The following is an 18,704-nucleotide window of genomic DNA, read 5'->3' as shown; positions in this document are numbered from 1 at the left end:
GAAAACAAAGAAACGAGGAGAGAACACGATGAAAGCACAGTATGACCAACGCAATTTCAATCGCGCCATTCGAAGCAGCCTATCCCGTCAAAAAGATGGGCGGCAAGACAGACTGGTACGCGTGCCAGGTAATCGGAGTGGTTCACGATGGATCGCATGATCAAGGTAGGTTCGTCATCATAACGGAAGGCGACGACGGCCAAATGTACACCAGTTCAATGCCGTCCGTGCGGCGGGTGGAGGAATGACGATGGAGCGCGCCAATGAGACCAACCACCATAGCAGTGGGCGCCGAGACGGTCACAAAGCGCCGCATCTCGTGGGCGGAACTCTGGAAGGTCAGGCCCGACTTGCGGCCAGCGAATGACAACCTCACACAGTCGGGGCAACAATTTGCCGCCCCGACCCTGAAGGGCTATGATCGCTAATGGGCAAAAAGACTGACGATCTAAAGCGCGAGATTCAGCAGGCGGTCGCCGTGCTGAGCGAATGTGAGGCCGCTATGTGTCTTGGCGAGAGCAGCCGCGCTCATGATCTAGTTCGCGATACGATTGTTAGGCTGGAGCGACTGCTTCACGACGCCCAAAGCCAGCCCCACACTTGATAGACGGCATTTCTCGGAAATCAAAAGCCTGCGTCTAGTGCCCCTCGCGCCTATATAGTCAGCAAGACCGGCGCCGCTTTGGCGCCGATGAAGACCGGCCTCGCCGGAACCCGCGCTTACAGCGCCTTTCCCTAGAGTTCCAAATGATATCCCGCAACATCGCGGTCGGCGCCGAAACGGCGCAGGTTCGCAAGCTATCTTGGGCTGAATTCCATCGAATCCGGCCGGACAGGAAGCCCGCGAACGATAACCGTTCGGACTTTGGGGCGAGCCACGGCACGCATGGAGGTAGCCAGACGCGGCCGCACCTTGGTTTTCCAAATCGGCACAAGATGCCAGTGGCTCCTACTTAGGCTCGAGTACGGATCCGGCTGGCGTCCTCGCCGATCGAAATGCACGGCTAGGCCTTCGTCGACTGCGGCCAATACGGCGCACCGTTCGAGCTGATCGTCGGACATATCACAATCGGGAACTTTATCTCGCACCCACTGAACGGCAGCAAAGGTCGAAATGATCCGGCCAGGAGCAGAGCAGTCGATATACCCGACGATAGCGTCAGTGACGTCATCGGGAATATGAAAGTTAAAATGGCGCGAGGTGGAAGCTGCGCGGTTTGGCATTTCGCCTTCTGAAAGCCCCACCGGACTGGGACGCCGGGAAAGAAGAATTAGCAACACCTAATGTACGGCGCAGGATGTTATGCACCGTTTTCTTATTGCGGAATGGCACTGCCCGGCTTGGCCGGTTTCTCGAATGGGATGACCACCCGATGACAAAGACCACTCGTAAAGAAATGCTGGTTGCTGCCGACACGATTCTGAAGGCCAACCCGGTGGAGAAAAGCACGGCGATCCGGATCCGGTTCCGTGGCAGCCGTCCAGCCTGGAACTGGCTGAAAAAGCATGACGAGAAAGGCGCCGCCGCATTGTGGATCATTGCTCGAGCGCGGCTTCCGCAGGCTGCCAACGACAACTTGCCAACGGATGCTGGATTGCATGTAGACCGCAGCCGCAAGGGCGGGAGGGCAAGAGGCAAGAATCAGGATCCGCGTTCCTTGGATGCATATCTCGATCTGCCGTCTGCGAAACCACGGCTCGGCGATGCGGAACCTGAACCAGCACAAACCGGCAATTGGGATGCGGTGTCGCGCGGTGTTGTGATCAAGCGGCAGCGACAGCATGGCGATTACGCACTGGCCCCATTTGGACGATACACCCGGTGCATTCCAGAGATAGCGCCTGGCGCTTTCTTTCTCGGGGCCATAGGCGGCCTAGGCCGACTCAAAATGGGCAAGAGCCGCGGTGATGTACGGCTTGCTGCAACTGCCGGTCCGATTAACCCACCGGCCGGTATAGATGTCGTCATTGAGGTCATCCTGGCAGGCGGCAATGTTGCCGACGTCGGCAAGGCTTTCGGCGCCAAGAACGGATATGCCGATCGCCGTGGCGGCGCTGAGTTGCTTACGGCAGGCCGGTGGGCAAGGCTGCTTAGAGGCACTGTGCCAAATCGTGGCCCTGAAAAACCTATAGAACAAGAACAGTGATTGGGGCGCCTCGGCGTCCCTTTCTGTTTGCGCCCGACGCCTCGTCATCGTCGTGTGCAACCCGTCATTGTGGAAGTACCACAGGCGGGATCAATCGAGCTGCAGCCTTCGGGCTGCGGCTCTTTTTTTGGCCATCACACACGCAATTTCAAACAATGAAAGGAGGCCGTATGCATGGCCACCCTAAACGCTAGCCTGATTGCCATCGAGCGCCATCTGGGCTTCCCGCACTCTCGTAGCCGAACCGTTTCCCGCCGTCTCCAAGAGCGCGGCAAGCTACCTCTCGGAGCACCCGGCGTTGCCCCCGAACTCGACGCGCACGATGTCGTATCCCTGATTATTGCGCTTGCAGCCGACACCGCCCTGCATGAGGCACCAGACGCTGTTGAGCGCTATCGTGCGCTCACGCCAGGCGGTGCCGACCTGACCAGCGCTCCGGCCAGCATCGATACGGCTGGCCAAGCGCTCGACATCCTTGCCGATGTTGCCAATCACAGTGCCGCCGACATGCTCCGGCGCGACCGGATCGAAGTCGTCAGCAATTGGCCCGAGATCGCCATTGCCGACGCAGCAAGCGGCTCAACGAAGCGCTTTATGTCGGTTGGCGCCTTGGCCACGAATTGGCAGGCCAATGGTCATCGCAAGAGCACGACCATCAACGGCTCGGCCTTTGTCGACGTAATCCAAAACCTTTTCGGGAAGGAATAACCCATGGCCCACATTTTTCGACCCGCCAAGGCTGTCGCCGCTGATGTTCGTCCGCCGCGGAGCACGCCGAAGCCCAAAGCCGATTACCGCGTTCCCTCCGCGGCAGAGGTGCTGCCCGATTTGGGGAACCTGCTTGAACGAGAGAACACCATCAGCGGCTCAATCCGGGCCGACCGCGCAGAATTGAAGCTGCTAGAGCGTGAGTTGGCAGCCGATGAAACGCCCGAGATTCACCCGGAAGTTGCTGCACTTCTTGGCGACGATCCAGTGGGCTCGAAGGCGATGACGCGGAAAGCCATCGCCGGCGCGCGCCACCGTCTCGCTGTAGCCGAGACGGCATTGGGGGAGATACAGAAACGCCGCACGGCACTCGAAACCAAGGCCGGCCTGGCCGTCTGCGATGCGGTGCGTCCAGAGGTTAGCAAGCGCGTCGCAGCCCTCGTAGCTAGCCTGCAGGCGGCCGACACGGCGCACGGCGAACTAAACGAACTGGTCCTTGCTATTGAAGCGGAGGGCGTCTCGTGGGGTTCGCTCGGGCCTATCCGCCCGTTCTTCCTCGGGGACGCCAGGGACGTCCAAAGGCGGATTGCAACCTACACCAAGGATGTGCGGGAGGCCGGCTATGTCGATTGAGAGAACGGACACGTCACGCGAGAAAGCAACGGCTAGGGACCGCAAGATCGTCATGCCGGACGGCAAGGTCCGGTATGACAGCACCGCGGCCAAGGACATTGCGGCTGAGTTGCGGGCCAAGTCGGCGCTTGGCAAGCGGGAAGCCAAGCTCAAGGAAGCGGAGCGGAAGCTGAATGGCTGATAATGTCATTTCAGGGTACGCCGTGCGCTTCGGCGACGTCACAACGATCGGCTCGTACTTTCGTGAGAAGATTGCGCCAGGCGCATTCACGAATTCCCTAAAGCGCAACGACATCGTGTGCCTTCTAAGCCATGACATGGGTAGAGTCCTCGGCCGCACCAGCGCCCGCACGCTGACTCTCGTGGAGGACCGCATTGGTTTGTATTTCTCGCTAGAGGTCGACGCAACTACGCCCTCCGGCATGGAGGCGCTAGGCACTGTCGGACGGCAAGACGTTAAAGGCTGCAGTTTCGCTGGCGCTTTCCTCTCAGAGATGTGGGAGGACGGCGGTGAGAAGCTACCCTTGCGTACAGTCACTGAGATCGACTGCGCGGAGATTACGCTAACGGCATTCCCTGCCTACGAGACCACCTCTGCCAGCCTACGCTCCTCAGACAACGCTGCGGCAGCCAAGCGGCGCATAAACGATGCAGCACGCCGAGCCGAGGCGGCCATGCGTCTGCGCGGCATCCGCTGACCCCCACTGGGGGCACTCAAATCCCTAGAGGCGTCGATGGGGCATGGACCGCTTGGGGGCTTTGCACGCGCGGGGCATGCCCCAGATACTTCCGAATTTCCATCCAAACAGAGAGACAACCCATGTCGGAACATAGGATTCCGCCCCATTTGGATGCGGCAACGCGAAAATGGGTCGCCGGAATTATCGCGGATTTTGATCTTGAGACTTATCATTTCAAGATCCTTGTAAAAGCTGCCGAGGCTCACGACCGCGGCGAGGACGCCCGCAAAATTCTAAAGGCAGATGGCATTGTCATCACCGATCGCTTTGGCACCAAGAAAGCGCACCCGGCAGTCGCGATTGAGCGTGATGCACGCGTCGCTTTCATGCGCGGTGTCCGCGAACTCGGCCTTGATATCGACACCGCCGAAGCGCCGCGTTCGCCGCGAACCCGTGATTACGGGAGGCGCGCCTAATGCCCATCAGACGGAAGGGAGCTAGGGCGAGACCCGCCGAGGCAAAGGCCTGGGTCATGTACATGCAAAGCGGCTACGATTTTTTTAGCGACCTGGTTGACGCCGGCGTTGTCGAAGACCGGCACGAGATACCGCGGAAACTTGCCGAGGAAACTTGGCGTCGGATCGGAAATGACGTGCTCGATGAGATGGCGGAACTCCACATCGGCTTCCGTCCACCGGAGAGGCCTATTTGGGCAGAGCGTGAATTCGGTCCACCGAACGCGAGGCGCCGCCATGCCGGTTCGCGCTAAAAGGAATAGGCACCGCCACGTATCTGAACCGATGCTGAAATGGCTACGAGGCGAGCCGACGTTCTTTGGATTGATCAAGGACGAGAACTTCGGGTGGGATAGATCCGAAATGCGATGGCGGCTGGCCGAAACGTGGGCTGAGCATCGGCTTTGGGCGCTGCCCGAATACGTGAAGCTGCACAGCAAAGAGCCGTGGCAAGAAACGGAGTACGGGTGTTCGCCGCCGCCTGCGCTTGCGGATGAGAGGTCGTGAAAACCTACCCTTTCCCGTCTTGATGTGTGTCAGCGAGGCGAAGTTTCAATCGTTCAAGGAGAATGCCAAGAAAGAGCGGCGCTTTACCCTCTTTCATTTCCTTTGACGGAACCAGTTTGTCAGCCGGATTAAAGGCAAGCTGTTCCAGAACCATCGCAGCAATCTCCTGTTGATAGTCGGGAGCCTGTTTCTGGAAACCTTCGACGGAAACAGCCATAGAGTACTTGTATGCGTAGTGCTCTCGCAGCCGGAACAGAGACGAATAACGTATGGCGGTAAATGAGACTAGCCATGCCGCAGGCACGAGGATAAGCACTCTGCCTAGTACTTGTCCAAGATACTGCCATTCGGAGCCAGGGGCAGCTGCGTCAACGATATGGATCTGCGGCCAGTAGAGTTCTATGAATGGTTTGGCAGTCGGAACAACAATCAAAGCTATCAAGGGTATCGCACTGATGAACAGAAAGCCGATTGCTATATAAAATGCTATTCCTGCGTTCGTCAGTTCTTTTGTTAATTTTACTCGCATATTGTCGAAGTTGCTCGCTAGACCAGCGACAGTTGCAGAAGACAACATTTCTTCGGACCGCGCAATAATCCTAGCAATTTCTGTGTCTTTCTCCACTACGCTCTCAATTAACTCGTAAAGGCGCTTTTCACCCTCCTTAAACTGGCGATCGCGTTCCGACAGCTGTTTTTCAAATGTTGACAATTTGTCCTGCGATGCGTCAATCGTTGTCTCGAGGTCGGTTCCTTTGTCCAGCACGGTTTCTACGGATGCTGCGTTTTCCGTAACCTTGGCCAAGTAACCAGCAATGGTAGTTCGATCGGAGTCGCTTTCAGTTCTCAGGCGCTGGATCGTAGCGGAGGATTCCGACGCTTCGACCTGAAGCGCGGACAGCTTTTCCGCCGAGGCACGGTTGGACGCTAGAGAGGCCTTTGCACCCGCCAAGGCGCGATTACCCTCTTCGATCAGGCCGGATAAAGCCTTGGCTGCAACCCCAAACCGGTAGCCGGCACGCGTCCTTATAAGGGGAGCGATACTCAACAAATAGGATAGCAGTTCATCGGACTTGGAAGAAAGGTTCTGAAACTCCGATGTCAAAGGCATCTGTTGACCAGATTTGGTTGCGGCGACGAAACTGGAATATTCCAATCTACCGAGCCCCCCGTAACTCGATTCGATCTCGACGAGCCGCCTCTCCAGGGCGGCAGCAGCATCCTTAAATGAGACGATGCTGGTTTCAATGCGATTCGCAATACTGCTCGGTATAATCGGCGATGCTTGTGATTTCAGCAAATCGTCTACCATTTCCGCGCAGATGAGAAGCCTTGCTTGCACATCAGAATAAGTGTCTAGCGTGCCATGGATCGGCTGGGAGAAATCGAAATGTTGTCCTTCTTGATCCTGCATGTCGACTAACTTGCCAGTTAATTGACCGAACTGCGCAGTCAATTCGTCTCTCTTTTTTGCAATTTGGTCGATCTTTTCCTGCTGCATACCTTCACCCCCGGCTTGGCTTCGAAAGCCCAGAGAAGGCTTATGACTGTTTGTGCAGGGATTTGATAGTCGAAATGAGGGCGACACCCTTGCCTGTACTTGGTCCACCTACAGTTTAAAACACCATCACACACTGGACAGGATTCCCAATGACCAAAACCAACCAACGCGCCTCGGCGCGACCGCACAACCGTGCGTCCGCACGCGAAATGCTCGCCACCGCACACCAACACATGGCGCCGGCCGACATCGCCGAGCATGCCCTCAAGCTTGCCGGCGAGTTGGAGGCACTGGCGCGAATGTTGACCAGCCAGAACGGTATCGTCACCGCGGTTGCCGGCACGCTGCGCAACCAATCCATGACAGTCCGCTCCATCAACGCCATGTACCGCACCGGCCGCAAGCGTGAGGCGCGTGAGGCGCTTGCCGCGGCGGCGGCGGTTCCAAATCTCGAAAGCATGCCGCTAGCCGTGTTCTCGCCAGAATGGGCAACGGCATTGTTCAGCCCAGCTGATGCGCGGGAGGCGCGCCATTGATGGCTGACGAAGTAGTCATTACCGAACTCACCATCGATGCCAGGCAGGCCGAGGTGGGGTCAGCAACCTATGTCAAGGCGATGAAGGCTGCACAAAGCGCCGTCGATAGGGTGATCGACCAGGCGAACGCCGCGAACGTTGCGATGGAAAAGCAGTCTACCGTCATGACGGGCACCGCCGGCTCCATCTCCTCAACCGCCAAGGCATGGGATCGCCTGAAGGCGTCCGCCGACCCGGCCTATCGCGCGACCCAAGAGATGGAACGCGCGATGATCACAGCCGATGCTGCCTCGCGCAAGCTCGGTATCGACGAGGTTGAAAGGGCAAGGGTTCTCGATCTTGTCAGACAGAAGACCGATGCCGTTTCCGCCTCTACGCGTGCCGGCGTGAGCCATATCGCCAGCGTGGGGACTGCAGCCAAGCTAACGTCGAACCAGATGCTAAACCTGTCGCGGCAGGGCAACGACGTCATCACCATGTTCGCGCTCGGCGCGCCGCCGATGCAGATTTTCGCAAGCCAGGCCGGGCAGATTTTCGATGCGCTGGAAAGTGGTCCTCAAGGTGCGCTTGGCTCGCTGAAGGCTGTTGGCGCCGGAATACTAAACTTTGTCGCGACACCGCTTGGCGGCATCGTGACTGCCGCAGGGCTAGCCGGCGTTGCGATCGGCGCCTATGCGTTGGCCGCGCGCCAGGACATCAAGTCCGCCGACGAAGTGCTCAAAAACCACAAGGCGCTGATCGACGAGATCGCCAAGGCTTATCCCGAAGCAGCCGCAGCAGCAAAAAAATATGAAGACCAGGCGTCCCAGATGCCTAAGTCTGTGATTGCCGCAGATACTGCCGACAGCGTTGCTGATGCGCGGAAGACGTTCTCCACTCAGATGAACGACATGCGTCGTCAGATGGATCTGCTCAACGCCGGCGATGGCGATTTCGCCCGTATAGGTAAGGCTGGGCTTCAGAGATTTGCCGAGCTTTCCAAGGAACTCAAGAGCGGTGTGATCGATGCGGTTGATCTGCAGAGCGAACTCGGCAGGATTCGCCTGGATCCGACGCTCTCGAAGAACGCTCACGACTTTGCGAAAGGCCTGCAGGACACCGCAGCGCAGGCTGCAAAAGTAGCCGCGACGATTCCGGCTGGCCTTGAAGCAAAGGCCATCGCCGTCGACAACCAGAAGGCCACCAAGTCGCTGGCGGAAGTCGCTGCTGGTTTCAAGGATATCAACCGCGATGCTGGCACAGCCGACGCTACGATCGCCAGGCTGTTCGGCACAATCGACAGTGGCGCCTCTGATGGCTTCGGGGTTACGCGCTCGCTGGGCGGTTCGCTGCAAGGAGTAGTCGGACAATTCGAACAGGCGGGCCAGGCAATCCAGAACATGCGGCGTGAGCAAGCGCAGAGCATGCTCGATCTCACCAAACAATTCCGCGATACAACGGCAGAGATCGACACGCTGAAGGAAGCCATCGACACCGCCGGAAGCGAAGGGAATATCACCGCGTTCTTCGGCGACGTTCGAAACATCGACGGCGCCAATGCGGCTCTCGGCAACACCGTAGGGATCGTCAACAGGCTGTTCGATGCGCTGAACACTGGTAACATCACGGCCAGCAACGTGGCCTCCGGTGTCGACATGCTGCGCCAGACGCTCGTGCAGGGCGGACTTGGCGTCGAGGCCGTAGACAAGTTCATCAACAGCCTGGTCCGCGCCCGCATGATGTTGGACACCGACACCGGCGCTGTGCACCAGCTAGGCGCGGCGATCAGTGCCCTAAAGGATCGGACAATAACGATCACGGTGGTCACGCGCCAAGTCGGCACCGGCACGCAGTCGACCTACGATGTGCAGCGCGAGGATGGAGGCGGCACCCGCACCGTCGGCGTCACGCGCTATTCGTCAAATGGCCCGGCGGTATCGCAGACTCCGATCTTCAACACCTCCACCAATTCGTGGGGCTACACGCAGCCCAAGACGTACCAGGATCCGAGGGTGCTTGCGCAGGTTAATGCCATGTACCCGCAGCGCGCGGCAGGCGGTCCAATCTCGCCCAACACACCTTATTGGGTCGGAGAAAAGGGTCCGGAACTCGTCCTGCCGCAATCGGCGGGGACGGTCATTCCGCACGCGCAATCCATTGCTCTGGCCACAACATCGCAGACGACGGCTGACCAGGACAAGCTAACCGCTGCGATCACCGATACCGCGGTGAACACCAAGAAAACGGCTCAGCTGCTTGATGACATCAAGACGTCTGGATCCGCTTCATTCGGTGGCGGCTCGTCGTCCGGTGGTGGCTCGACTTCATCGAGCGGCACAGAGCGCGACCCGCAATATGCCGCTTACTTGAAAGCGCTCGCGACGGCCAGGTCGAACGCCCACAACGTCAGCGGCATCATCGGCTATGGCGCTCAGGGGCTTTCCGCGACGCCGCAGCAGATCGCCCATCGTGCGGTCTACGGCTACGCGACGGGAGGCATGATTGGCGGCGACTCTCGCGACACGCAAAAAGTCGAAATGTTCAAGCGCCCGTCGGAGAGGATCATCATCGCCGACAACGATCAGATCAGCGATCAGCGCAGCGGGCCCTCGAGGTCCTCTGGCGGAGGCGAGCGGCCTGTAGAAATCAAACAATACATCAGCATCCCTGGTGGCGGGTCGCCATCCAAGGAAAGCCTGGCCGAACTGCGAAGGCAGACTGCCATGGGCGTGCGCGATGGCTTGAGGTCACTCAATGGTCGATAGTGACTCGCTGCTCTAAAGGAGAGAACTTATGAACAGACCCATTTTGCTGCCACAGGAGGAGCGGACTCCTCGGCAGCATGAAACCGGCATCTCCGACATCGAAGAGCCGCAGCTGCCCGACGACTTTGCTGCTATTCTGAAATCCAATTCCGCCGCGGTCGAAGATCTGCTTACCAGGTCAAAGTCTTGTTTAGGTTTGCCTGGACCCATTTCATGTTAATGCCTTGAAAAAATGGATGCCACGGATCAGGAGCGATGAACTTCATTTTTCCTGCGCTAGCAATCCATACTGGTACCACTGTTCCTTTCAGCCCTGCACCTCCAGCCGCTAATTGTATTTCGGCGATGGCTGCTTGCTGTTGGCTTGATGTTTTGTGATCGAACGAGCTGTCCAGCGGCGCGATGATCATATCCTGCCCTTGTTCACGAATATGCGCGATCTTTAGAGTCGTCATTGTTTACCCTCGCAAAGGTTGTCTAAGCAACAGATCACCTTCCACTGTTTGCTACAAGGGTCGACTTATGGTCGACTTAGTGTTCCGGCCGTCGGCCAAGCGCTGGTGTCGATCGGCATCAAGAATTCGAAGTCGTTGAGCATGTCCTCACCGTCGATCCGATAGACAAGACCACTCTTACCGACCTGGACGATCAGAGGCAGGAAGTCTTCTGAGTGGACAGCCCACCAATAGCCCTCATGGATCGTGGCCGGATCCACAGCGTATTCCGGGTCAAGCAATTCCTCTTCGGTCAGCTTCCCCCTCTGCGGCCAGCCGCGAGTATCTATATTCTGGAGCATGTCGAATTCGCCGATATGGTACGGCCAGTCGTCACCCAGACGTGACGCTTCTTTGCCATGTACATCGATGATTTCGGGCTGGCCGTTGTCTTCCGGGTGCAGGCTGATCGCCCACCAGTAACCGCTTTGCATGAATTCCTCCATGACATAGGACTCAACGCCTATTGCGAGCGGCGAGCCTGGTTGATTATGAGGAGTTGTGTTGGGCAGCCATGCTGCTCGTTGTCTACGACGTAAGGGCTCCCCCATCGTCGGCTATACGCGGCTATTCCCAAAGTGCCCGGCGCCGGTTCTCTCAAAAGGCACGGTGGAAAGGTATCTGAGCCAGAAAGGCTGTCAAGGATATCCTGCCGCTCATCTAACGGTGGACGAAATACGTAACGGTTGAATTTTGAGTTGCGAAAAACGCAAAAGCTAGCCAACCTTGAGTTGGCTGAACGGGAGGTGGCGCGAACCACCTCCCGCCCTCCGGGGAGCCAACTGGTACGCAGGGTTTGCGGCACTTGTCTCTTGTTAGGGAACGCCGCAAACCCTAGCCAGTACTGCTCAATCTACAGGCAATCCGAATCCTCCGCCCGCTTTGGCTGCCCTTACCCACAAGGTTTTTGTTCTTTTTTCGTTCTTCTCAGCCTACGCCTTATCGACGAGCGGCGCTTTTCGCTTCGGCGCTACATGGCCTTCCACCAATCGCACGTGCTCGGCGTCCACTGTCACCAACGGCCGGAGGCTGACGGTCACCTTGTCGCCGTCGACGCGGGTGACCGGGCCGACCAATTCCATATGCTGGCCGATCACGGCTTTCGATGTCGAATCGACAACCGAATGCGGGTGGGCGTAGGAGGGAATCGTCACGCTTATTCGATCGGGTGTCACCCGGCCGCGCACAATCGCCGTGACGGCGACCTCGTCGCCTACCTTGATACCCCGAGCCATAAGAGGATTCTGGAGCGGGCGGCAGCACCGTCAAGAGGTTGCTAACGTTTCAGCACAATCCGCCAACCGGCGGGGTTTTTTGTTTCCACTCGGAACTTCGCTGCCCCCCGGCCAGTTTCACGTACGGCAGCTAGGTCGGCCTCACTTCCAGGCTGCTGGCCAAGGCTCCAAAGCTTGGTCGACCCGCGCCCGCACTGCCAATGGGCGCGGGCCATGTTTTGGATGAGTAATGAGTCCATGGCCAATCCCGCTTCTAGCCAGAATTCCAAGCGCGCTGCGGTGCGCAAGGCCCTTGATCGCCACAAGGTCTACATAACCGGGCAGAGCTATTCCGGCGGTAGCTATAGCGCTCGTGTGCTGGTCGATGGCGAGGCCTATTGGGTCGACGAATTTCGGCTGAGCCAGTTGCGACAAGGCCTATCCCCGGCCGAGCTGGAATTGACTCCGGCCAGCGACGAGTGAGCGCTGCCTATGGTGACCAGATGGCAAAAGACTGGACGTTCCAATCGCTGATAGACGACAAGATGACGGTGACGGCCTACTGCCACACCCCAGCATGCCATCATAAGCAGGTGCTCGACCTTGCGAAGCTTCGCGACCGCTTCGGCCCTGACGCGCCGGCCATGGAATGGGATATTCGCCCCAAGCTTCGCTGCAAGAAATGCAACGGGAACGACGTCGGCCTGATCTATACGCCCGACACCAGCCCGAACGCTTACGGAAAGGCCAAGGGCAGCTAACGGCCAGCGCCATTCCAATGCCAACGCCTACGCCAAGAGCAAGGCCCAGGAACAGCTCGCTTGCCACATCGAAGGCAAAAGCGCGGACGGGTCGCCACACGTCCTGGCGGGGCTCTCTGAGGGCTGCGGAAAGGTCGTCGAAGATAAGGTCGTGCTTCATGGTGGCATCCTCCCTCGCTCAGATACACATCGATTCCACAGAACAACGTTGGAGTCCATATGGATTATCACAAGTAAAGATTAGGCGCTTTCGCATAAACCATATTGACAGTTAAGGCGCTTTCGCCTTGCTTTATTAGGCGAAAGCGCCTTATCGACTTCAGAGTAAAAAATAAATATTGTAAGGGTTCTTGCAACTCGCCCGATTCTCCGCCATGCTTTGCGGCAAGGGTAAGGGGTTATCTGCAAAAACGGTCGAAGCAGCGGCGGACCAAGATCCACTTGGCCGGGGTGGCAAGCCATGTCCAAGGCTAAGCGCCTAAAAGCTTGCCAGCGATCTCCAGTCGCCTCTCTCCCCCGGCTGCCGGGCCATCCGGCGCGGCCTGGAGAGGCCAAACTGGAGAACTGAAATGAACGCTATTGCTATCGTCGCCGAACAACCTGTCGTCACCTGGCGCTTCAGGCTGGGCGAGTTTGTAACCCATCGCGACCAAAGCTTACCGTCGCTAGTTATGGGACGGGTTAGGACCAGTAAGGGCCGAGAGGTCTACGGAGTGCGCTCGCTCATGGACGTGGATCCATGCAGGGATAGGATGATCCTGGCGGATAGTTTGGTGCTGATGGGCAATGATCATCCAGACTGGAGCGACTGTTTGCTCACGCCAGAACTGGCTTACAGGCTGGTCGTCTAGCCGGCCCAGCATTCCCAAACGAACAACCCCGCTTCGGCGGGGTTTTTGTTTATGTGAGGCGTGACGGCGAATGAGGGCTTACGGCACCCGGCATTGCCTATTGAGGGACAAACAAATGCTCCGCCGTCACGAGACTCAACCTTCTCGCAGCCGGCAGGTTCCACGGAGAGTGATGTACAACGGAATCATTCATCAGCCCGCTGCGTGGCTTTTTCATCGTCGCTGGCTACAGCCTGGCTAGAAACTTTATAGCCACCTCTGGGGGAAGCAGCTAACCATCTGTTTTATTTGGTCGGAGTGGCCGGATTCGAACCGACGACCCCTTGACCCCCAGTCAAGTGCGCTACCGGGCTGCGCTACACTCCGGACCGCGCAAAGCCATATATTTTCAAGGGGTATGGTGCAAGCGTTAAAACGGCGCGTTGGACCGGAAAAGTCGCGAGGCATCCGGCCTTGTCGGCGCAACGCCAAGACGGTATGGCTTGCCCAATACCGATAAGAAGGATTGCGCGTGGCAAATTCCTGTTTTTTTCTGGCGGCCGACGCCAACTATTTCCCATATGCATGCTTGGCGGCGCGCAGAATTCTGGACGTTTCGGGAGACGCAACGCCAAGCTTCATCCTGCATTTCGGCGCACGCGATGCCGATATGCGTGTTGCTGAACGCCTGCTGAAGAATCGCCTTCGCATAATGGACGTGTCGGCGTTGTTTGCGCAGGCCGGTCATACTTTCCGGCCAAGCAATGTCGGCACTTTTGTTCGGCTTTTCGCCGACCAACTGCCTCAGTTCGCGGACTATGACCGCATCGCCCATGTTGATTGTGATGTCCTCTTCAATCGGGATATAGGTGACCTGTTGGGCCAGACACTTCATGCCCCATTGTTGGCCGCCCATGACGATTATATGTACTTCCGCCCGGGCTACCGGCACAAATTGTCGATGCAGCCGGGAGCGCCTTACTTCAATGCCGGCATCATCGTCTTCAACATGCCGCTGGTGCGTGAACAGGGACTTTTGCACCGCGCCAGAGATGTCGCCGTTGCCGGGCAGATGAACGATCAGAACGCGCTGAACATCGTCTTCGAGGGCAAGTGGCAGACGATGCATCCGAACTGGAATTTGATGTCCAACGATACGAAGGAATTTCGGTTCGCCCAAGCCTATGCCCGGCATTTCGCCGGCGGCAAGCCGTGGGGGAGCCAGGTCGACGTGGAACTTGAGGCGCTTGCCGTCTGGCGCGGTCTGGCAAGGGATACGCCCTGGCTCCAGCCCTTCCGGCAGCGCATTCCCTTCGAGCGAGGCGTCATGAGGCGATTCGCTCGCAGGTTCGACGGCATCATGGGGATGTTGCCTGACAAGGATCGGTATCGGCGGCGGGCAAGGTATGATGGGAGCAAGGTGCATAGGATATATGCCGAGCATGCCCTTGCCGGTGCGATGGCCGTGCAATTTCCTGAAATACTCGGCGGCTTCGCTTGAGACATTCGCGACTTTGATCCGTAAGGCGCAGGGCAGGAGAATTAGACTGTGTCGCAAAAGCCATGCTTCTTTTTCGCCGCCGATCAAAGGTATTTTCCGTACACCTGCTTGGCGGCGCGCCGTGTGTTGGATTTGTCCGGCGCCGTCGACGGCTTTATTTTGCACACCGGCGTCATTCCCGGTGACGACCGGTCTGCCGGTGAGCGTTTGCTCGATGGGAGGATCGGCATCATCGACGTGACGAAATTCATGGAGGCGACGAACTTCAACCGTGGAACGCATCCCACCCTTGCGACCTACATCAGGCTGTTTGCCGATCAATTGCCTGAATTCGAGCCATACGACCGCATCGCCTATTCAGACGCCGACGTGCTTTTCAACCGATCGATAGCCGATCTCTGCAGCACCCCGCTCAATGCACCGTTGCTGGCCGCTCACGACGAGCAGAGTTACTTCGATGCAAAGTACAGGCAACATCTGCCGATGCAGCCTGGAGCGCCGAAATTCAACGCCGGCGTTCTTCTCTTCAACATGCCCCTGCTCAGGGCTGAGGGGCTTCTGGAGCGCACGCGGCAGCTGGCGTCCGAGCATGTCTACGGAATGGATCAGGGCGCATTGAACGTGGCCTTCGAAGGCCGATGGCAGACGATGCACCCGTTCTGGAACGTGATGACCAACTACAGCAGCCAGCTCCCTTTCAGCAGGTGCTATGCGCGGCACTTCGCGTGGGGCAAACCTTGGGAGCCTCGGCCAGTCGGTGTCGAGGTCGACGCCATGGCTGTCTATCGCGACCTGGCGAAAGGCACCCCCTGGGCCGGACGCTTCAGCCGCAGCTGGCCGGTCAAGAGAGGGTTGATGAAGAATTTTGGCCGCAAGTTCGATGCCATCAGCGGCATCTTGTTGAACGACGAGAAGCGCAAACGCAGGGCGCGGTTCGACGCCGAAAAGGTCAGCGCCATCTTTGCCGATCACGCCAACAAATCGATGCTGGCAGTGCGGTATCCCGAGCGGGTGACCGGTATCGCGAGATAGAAGAAATCGTCGGTCGCAATTCGTTCCGAAGGCGAAGTCATCCGAACTCGGCGGCTTTCCCATCGGTTCGGATTGCAGCCACCGCCCGCAACCCGCGCTGATGCCTGTATTCCAGCGCGATCGCGCCCCAGATCAGGCCGAGCAGCAGGTAGACATGGCGCCAGTGGTCGATGTCGATGAAGGTGCCGAGCCCGATATTGCCGATGAAAGCGACGTAGGCGCAGAGCAGATAGGGCTGCCATGGCCGGTCGCGCAAAAGGATGCGGAAGCCGGCGGCGATCGTCCACAGCGTCAGCGACAGGAACGAGACGAAGCCGAGCCAGCCATAATCCATCAACGTCTTCAGCCAGATGTCGTGCGTGTCTTCGCCAAAAATGGTGCCGAACACCAGCGGGCCGATGCCGAGCGGATATTCGAGCGCCATCTCGAAGCCGATCGTGTAGCGGGCGAAGCGGCCAAGGCGCGCCGTGTCGTAGCTCTGTTCCAGCTGGGCGCGGCTGGAAAACATCTCGCCGACGCCGGGCAGCTGCAGAATGACGATCATGGCGACCACCAGCAGGGTGACGGCGGCAATGGTCATGATGATGACGCGCAGCCGGAACTTGCCGCTGTTGCTTTGCAGGAACAGGGCGCCGGTGAGCAGGATGGCCGAGACGGCGAACATGCCCCAGGCGCCGCGCGAGAACGAAAAGAAGATGCCCGCGGTGATGATCAGCAGCGGCACCGCCAGAAGCGGCATGCGCGCGATTGAGCCGGTCAACAGCAGATAGAGCAGATAGATGCCGGGCAGCACCAGGAACGGCCCGAACACGTTCGGATCCTGGAAGGCGCCCTGGGCGCGGTCGTATCTGGTGAAGATTTCAGCGCCCGGGAAAGCGTGGAAATAGCCGGCAATGCCGAGCAGCGAGGTCACCACCGCGGAGACGACATAGGCGATGAAGATCAGCCGGTAGAGGCCGGGCTGCACCGCCGTCACCGACGAGAAGAACACCGCGGTGAACGCGAGAAACAGCGAGACGGCGAGATAGAGCGGTGTGTTGGCGAGATCGGCCATCTGCGTCATGGCAATCATGCCGCCGATGTTCATCGTGATCAGCAGCACGAGCAGCGGCACGGCGGCGCGCGATATGCGCAGGCCAAACAGCACCCACACCCCGATCAGCCCGAGCATGAAAAGATCGTAGGGCGCCGGTTCGTCGATGACGAAGCCTGACAGGAAGACGCCGAAAAACACCGCGCCGGAGGATATCAGCCCGATCAGCTTGGCATTGACCGCAGCCTGCGGCACATCATGGGAAATCGCGCTCAATAGGCGTTTTCCGTGTTGAGCAGCCGCAGCGGCGTCATGAGCAGGATGCGCAGATCGAACAGCATCGACCAGTTCTCGATGTAATAGAGGTCGTATTCCGTGCGCATGCGGATCTTCTCATTGGTGTCCATCTCGCCGCGCCAGCCATTGATCTGCGCCCAGCCGGTAACCCCGGGCTTGACCTTGTGGCGGGCGAAATAGCCGTCGACCACCTCATTGTAGAGAAGGTTGTGCGACTGCGCGGCAATCGCATGCGGGCGCGGACCGACCAGTGACAGCGTGCCGAACAGCGAGTTGAAGAACTGCGGCAGCTCGTCGATCGAGCTCTTGCGGATGAAGCGGCCGACGCGGGTGACGCGCGGATCGTTCTTGGTCACCGTCTGCTTGGCGGTCGGGTCGGAGCGGTCGGTATACATGGAGCGGAATTTGTAGACTTCGACGATCTCATTGTTGAAGCCGTGCCGCTTCTGCTTGAACAGCACCGGACCCTTGCTGTCGAGCTTGATGGCGATGGCAGTCGCCAGCATCACCGGTGAAAACAGGATGATGCCGATCAGCGAGAAGACGATGTCGAAGGCGCGCTTGGCGACCGAATCCCAGTCGTTGATCGGCCTGTCGAAGATGTCGAGCATCGGCACCGAGCCGATGTAGGAATAGGCGCGCGGGCGAAACTGCAGCGCGTTGGAATGCGCCGAGAGCCGGATGTCGACCGGCAGCACCCACAGCTTCTTCAGCAGTTGCAGCACGCGCGTTTCGGCAGTCAGCGGCAGCGACACGATCAGCATGTCGATGCGCGCGATGCGGGCGAATTCCATCAGCTCCGAAATGGTGCCGAGCTTGGGATAGCCGGCCACGATCGGCGGCGAGCGCTTGTCGCCGCGGTCATCGAAGATGCCGCAGATACGGATGTCGTTGTCTGGCTGCTTCTCGACCGAGCGGATCAGCATCTCGGCCGCCTTGCCGCCGCCGACGATGACGGCGCGGCGTTCCATGCGGCCGTTGCGCGCCCAGCGCCGGATCAGCTTCGACATCACCAGCCTGAGGCCGAACAGCAGAAGCAGGCCGACGACAAACCAGGTGCCGAACAGCAGACGCGAATAATCCTCCGACATTTTCATGATGAAGGCCGTCAGCGCCATCAGCGCGAAGGTGCCGGCCCAGACCATCAGCACGCGGCCGAGATTGGAGATCGGTCGCATCAAGGCGGAGATCTGGTAGCAATCGCTGACGTCGAGCAGCACCACGGCCACGAATGACGCCGCGGCAATGGTCAGCGGATATTGCCAGGCGAGATAGTTGAAGAAGCCGACAAAGTGGAAGTAGAGCGCGAGCCCCGACAGGAACAGCAAGCCGAATTCGCCTATGCGCAATACGCCGCTGACCATGACCGGCGACATCGTATCGCGCCGGTATTGCGAGGCGACCTGGCGGGCAACACTGTTCATGCCGCCGGGCGTGGGGCTCTCGGCAGGACTGTCGAATTTGTGCACCGCATCGGCCGAAAAGCGGCGCGTGGGGTCGGTCTCGTTCATCGGGTTTCCCACAAGCTTCCGCGATGACGATAGCAGAAAGAGAGCTAAAAAAACCTTGAG

Annotated in this window: 19 protein-coding genes and 1 tRNA gene; 13 read left to right on the top strand and 7 right to left on the bottom strand. The window is 58.6% G+C overall.

Translation table 11 applies throughout. The features are described 5' to 3' along the window. The first annotated feature begins 41 nt into the window (after positions 1 to 41). The 7 genes from NKK50_RS16190 (at position 42) to NKK50_RS16160 (ending at position 4,644) form a co-directional block, all read left to right on the top strand. Positions 42 to 248, top strand: a complete 207-nt coding sequence (locus NKK50_RS16190; protein WP_352543644.1) for a hypothetical protein — start codon at positions 42 to 44, stop codon at positions 246 to 248. Between the two features lie 1,125 nt (positions 249 to 1,373). Continuing rightward, on the top strand, positions 1,374 to 2,147 hold the full coding sequence (locus tag NKK50_RS16185) for a hypothetical protein (RefSeq protein ID WP_352543643.1): 774 nt from the start codon (positions 1,374 to 1,376) through the stop codon (positions 2,145 to 2,147). A gap of 174 nt (positions 2,148 to 2,321) precedes the next feature. After that, the gene (locus NKK50_RS16180; protein WP_352543642.1) at positions 2,322 to 2,855 is read left to right on the top strand and encodes a hypothetical protein; all 534 of its coding nucleotides are present in this window, start codon (positions 2,322 to 2,324) and stop codon (positions 2,853 to 2,855) included. Positions 2,856 to 2,858: 3 nt separating this feature from the next. Further along, positions 2,859 to 3,488 carry a hypothetical protein gene (locus NKK50_RS16175; RefSeq protein WP_352543641.1) on the top strand — a complete coding sequence of 210 codons (630 nt, stop codon included), beginning with the start codon at positions 2,859 to 2,861 and terminating at the stop codon, positions 3,486 to 3,488. Continuing rightward, positions 3,478 to 3,669, top strand: a complete 192-nt coding sequence (locus NKK50_RS16170; protein ID WP_352543640.1) for a hypothetical protein — start codon at positions 3,478 to 3,480, stop codon at positions 3,667 to 3,669. The genes NKK50_RS16175 and NKK50_RS16170 overlap by 11 nt, the downstream gene beginning before the upstream one ends. After that, the gene (locus NKK50_RS16165) at positions 3,662 to 4,186 is read left to right on the top strand and encodes an HK97 family phage prohead protease (protein ID WP_352543639.1); all 525 of its coding nucleotides are present in this window, start codon (positions 3,662 to 3,664) and stop codon (positions 4,184 to 4,186) included. The genes NKK50_RS16170 and NKK50_RS16165 overlap by 8 nt, the downstream gene beginning before the upstream one ends. A gap of 122 nt (positions 4,187 to 4,308) precedes the next feature. Beyond that, positions 4,309 to 4,644 (top strand): P27 family phage terminase small subunit, encoded by a 336-nt coding sequence (locus tag NKK50_RS16160; RefSeq protein WP_352543638.1) that lies wholly within the window; start codon positions 4,309 to 4,311, stop codon positions 4,642 to 4,644. Positions 4,645 to 5,194: 550 nt separating this feature from the next. On the opposite strand, the gene NKK50_RS16155 is transcribed toward NKK50_RS16160, so the two are convergent. Then, on the bottom strand, positions 5,195 to 6,691 hold the full coding sequence (locus NKK50_RS16155; RefSeq protein ID WP_352543637.1) for a hypothetical protein: 1,497 nt from the start codon (positions 6,689 to 6,691) through the stop codon (positions 5,195 to 5,197). A gap of 149 nt (positions 6,692 to 6,840) precedes the next feature. Between NKK50_RS16155 and NKK50_RS16150 the strand changes: the two genes are divergently transcribed. Both NKK50_RS16150 and NKK50_RS16145 read left to right on the top strand, forming a co-directional pair. Then, positions 6,841 to 7,227, top strand: coding sequence for a hypothetical protein (locus NKK50_RS16150; RefSeq protein ID WP_352543636.1), 387 nt, complete (start codon positions 6,841 to 6,843; stop codon positions 7,225 to 7,227). After that, positions 7,227 to 9,971, top strand: a complete 2,745-nt coding sequence (locus NKK50_RS16145) for a phage tail length tape measure family protein (RefSeq protein ID WP_352543635.1) — start codon at positions 7,227 to 7,229, stop codon at positions 9,969 to 9,971. The genes NKK50_RS16150 and NKK50_RS16145 overlap by 1 nt, the downstream gene beginning before the upstream one ends. Positions 9,972 to 10,141: 170 nt before the next feature. Here the strand turns inward: NKK50_RS16145 and NKK50_RS16140 are convergent, their stop codons facing one another. The 3 genes from NKK50_RS16140 to NKK50_RS16130 all read right to left on the bottom strand — a co-directional run bounded on the left by NKK50_RS16140 (position 10,142) and on the right by NKK50_RS16130 (position 11,700). Further along, positions 10,142 to 10,426, bottom strand: a complete 285-nt coding sequence (locus NKK50_RS16140; RefSeq protein WP_352543634.1) for a hypothetical protein — start codon at positions 10,424 to 10,426, stop codon at positions 10,142 to 10,144. Between the two features lie 65 nt (positions 10,427 to 10,491). Next, on the bottom strand, positions 10,492 to 10,911 hold the full coding sequence (locus tag NKK50_RS16135; protein ID WP_352543633.1) for a hypothetical protein: 420 nt from the start codon (positions 10,909 to 10,911) through the stop codon (positions 10,492 to 10,494). A gap of 486 nt (positions 10,912 to 11,397) precedes the next feature. Continuing rightward, the gene (locus NKK50_RS16130; RefSeq protein ID WP_352543632.1) at positions 11,398 to 11,700 is read right to left on the bottom strand and encodes a hypothetical protein; all 303 of its coding nucleotides are present in this window, start codon (positions 11,698 to 11,700) and stop codon (positions 11,398 to 11,400) included. Between the two features lie 222 nt (positions 11,701 to 11,922). Between NKK50_RS16130 and NKK50_RS16125 the strand changes: the two genes are divergently transcribed. Next, complete coding sequence (locus NKK50_RS16125; RefSeq protein WP_502896509.1) at positions 11,923 to 12,162, top strand: hypothetical protein; 240 nt, start codon at positions 11,923 to 11,925, stop codon at positions 12,160 to 12,162. Next, on the top strand, positions 12,159 to 12,440 hold the full coding sequence (locus tag NKK50_RS16120) for a hypothetical protein (RefSeq protein ID WP_352543631.1): 282 nt from the start codon (positions 12,159 to 12,161) through the stop codon (positions 12,438 to 12,440). Before NKK50_RS16125 ends, NKK50_RS16120 begins: the two co-directional genes overlap by 4 nt. Before the next feature lie 1,140 nt (positions 12,441 to 13,580). Here the strand turns inward: NKK50_RS16120 and NKK50_RS16115 are convergent. Next, a tRNA-Pro gene (locus tag NKK50_RS16115) sits at positions 13,581 to 13,657 on the bottom strand. A gap of 145 nt (positions 13,658 to 13,802) precedes the next feature. On the opposite strand from NKK50_RS16115, the gene NKK50_RS16110 reads away from it, so the two are divergent. Both NKK50_RS16110 and NKK50_RS16105 read left to right on the top strand, forming a co-directional pair. After that, entirely contained in the window at positions 13,803 to 14,771 is a 969-nt protein-coding gene (locus NKK50_RS16110) for a glycosyltransferase family 8 protein (protein WP_352543630.1), read from the top strand. Between the two features lie 48 nt (positions 14,772 to 14,819). Then, the gene (locus NKK50_RS16105) at positions 14,820 to 15,803 is read left to right on the top strand and encodes a glycosyltransferase family 8 protein (protein WP_023743602.1); all 984 of its coding nucleotides are present in this window, start codon (positions 14,820 to 14,822) and stop codon (positions 15,801 to 15,803) included. Between the two features lie 37 nt (positions 15,804 to 15,840). On the opposite strand, the gene NKK50_RS16100 is transcribed toward NKK50_RS16105, so the two are convergent. After that, positions 15,841 to 17,112, bottom strand: coding sequence for an O-antigen ligase family protein (locus NKK50_RS16100; protein ID WP_023743601.1), 1,272 nt, complete (start codon positions 17,110 to 17,112; stop codon positions 15,841 to 15,843). Then, on the bottom strand, positions 17,109 to 18,644 hold the full coding sequence (locus NKK50_RS16095) for an undecaprenyl-phosphate glucose phosphotransferase (protein WP_023834217.1): 1,536 nt from the start codon (positions 18,642 to 18,644) through the stop codon (positions 17,109 to 17,111). Before NKK50_RS16095 ends, NKK50_RS16100 begins: the two co-directional genes overlap by 4 nt. Positions 18,645 to 18,704: the final 60 nt, after the last annotated feature.

This window comes from Mesorhizobium sp. M0001, from assembly GCF_040324255.1.
Taxonomy (GTDB): domain Bacteria; phylum Pseudomonadota; class Alphaproteobacteria; order Rhizobiales; family Rhizobiaceae; genus Mesorhizobium.
This window is presented reverse-complemented; position numbering and strand designations above follow the sequence as displayed.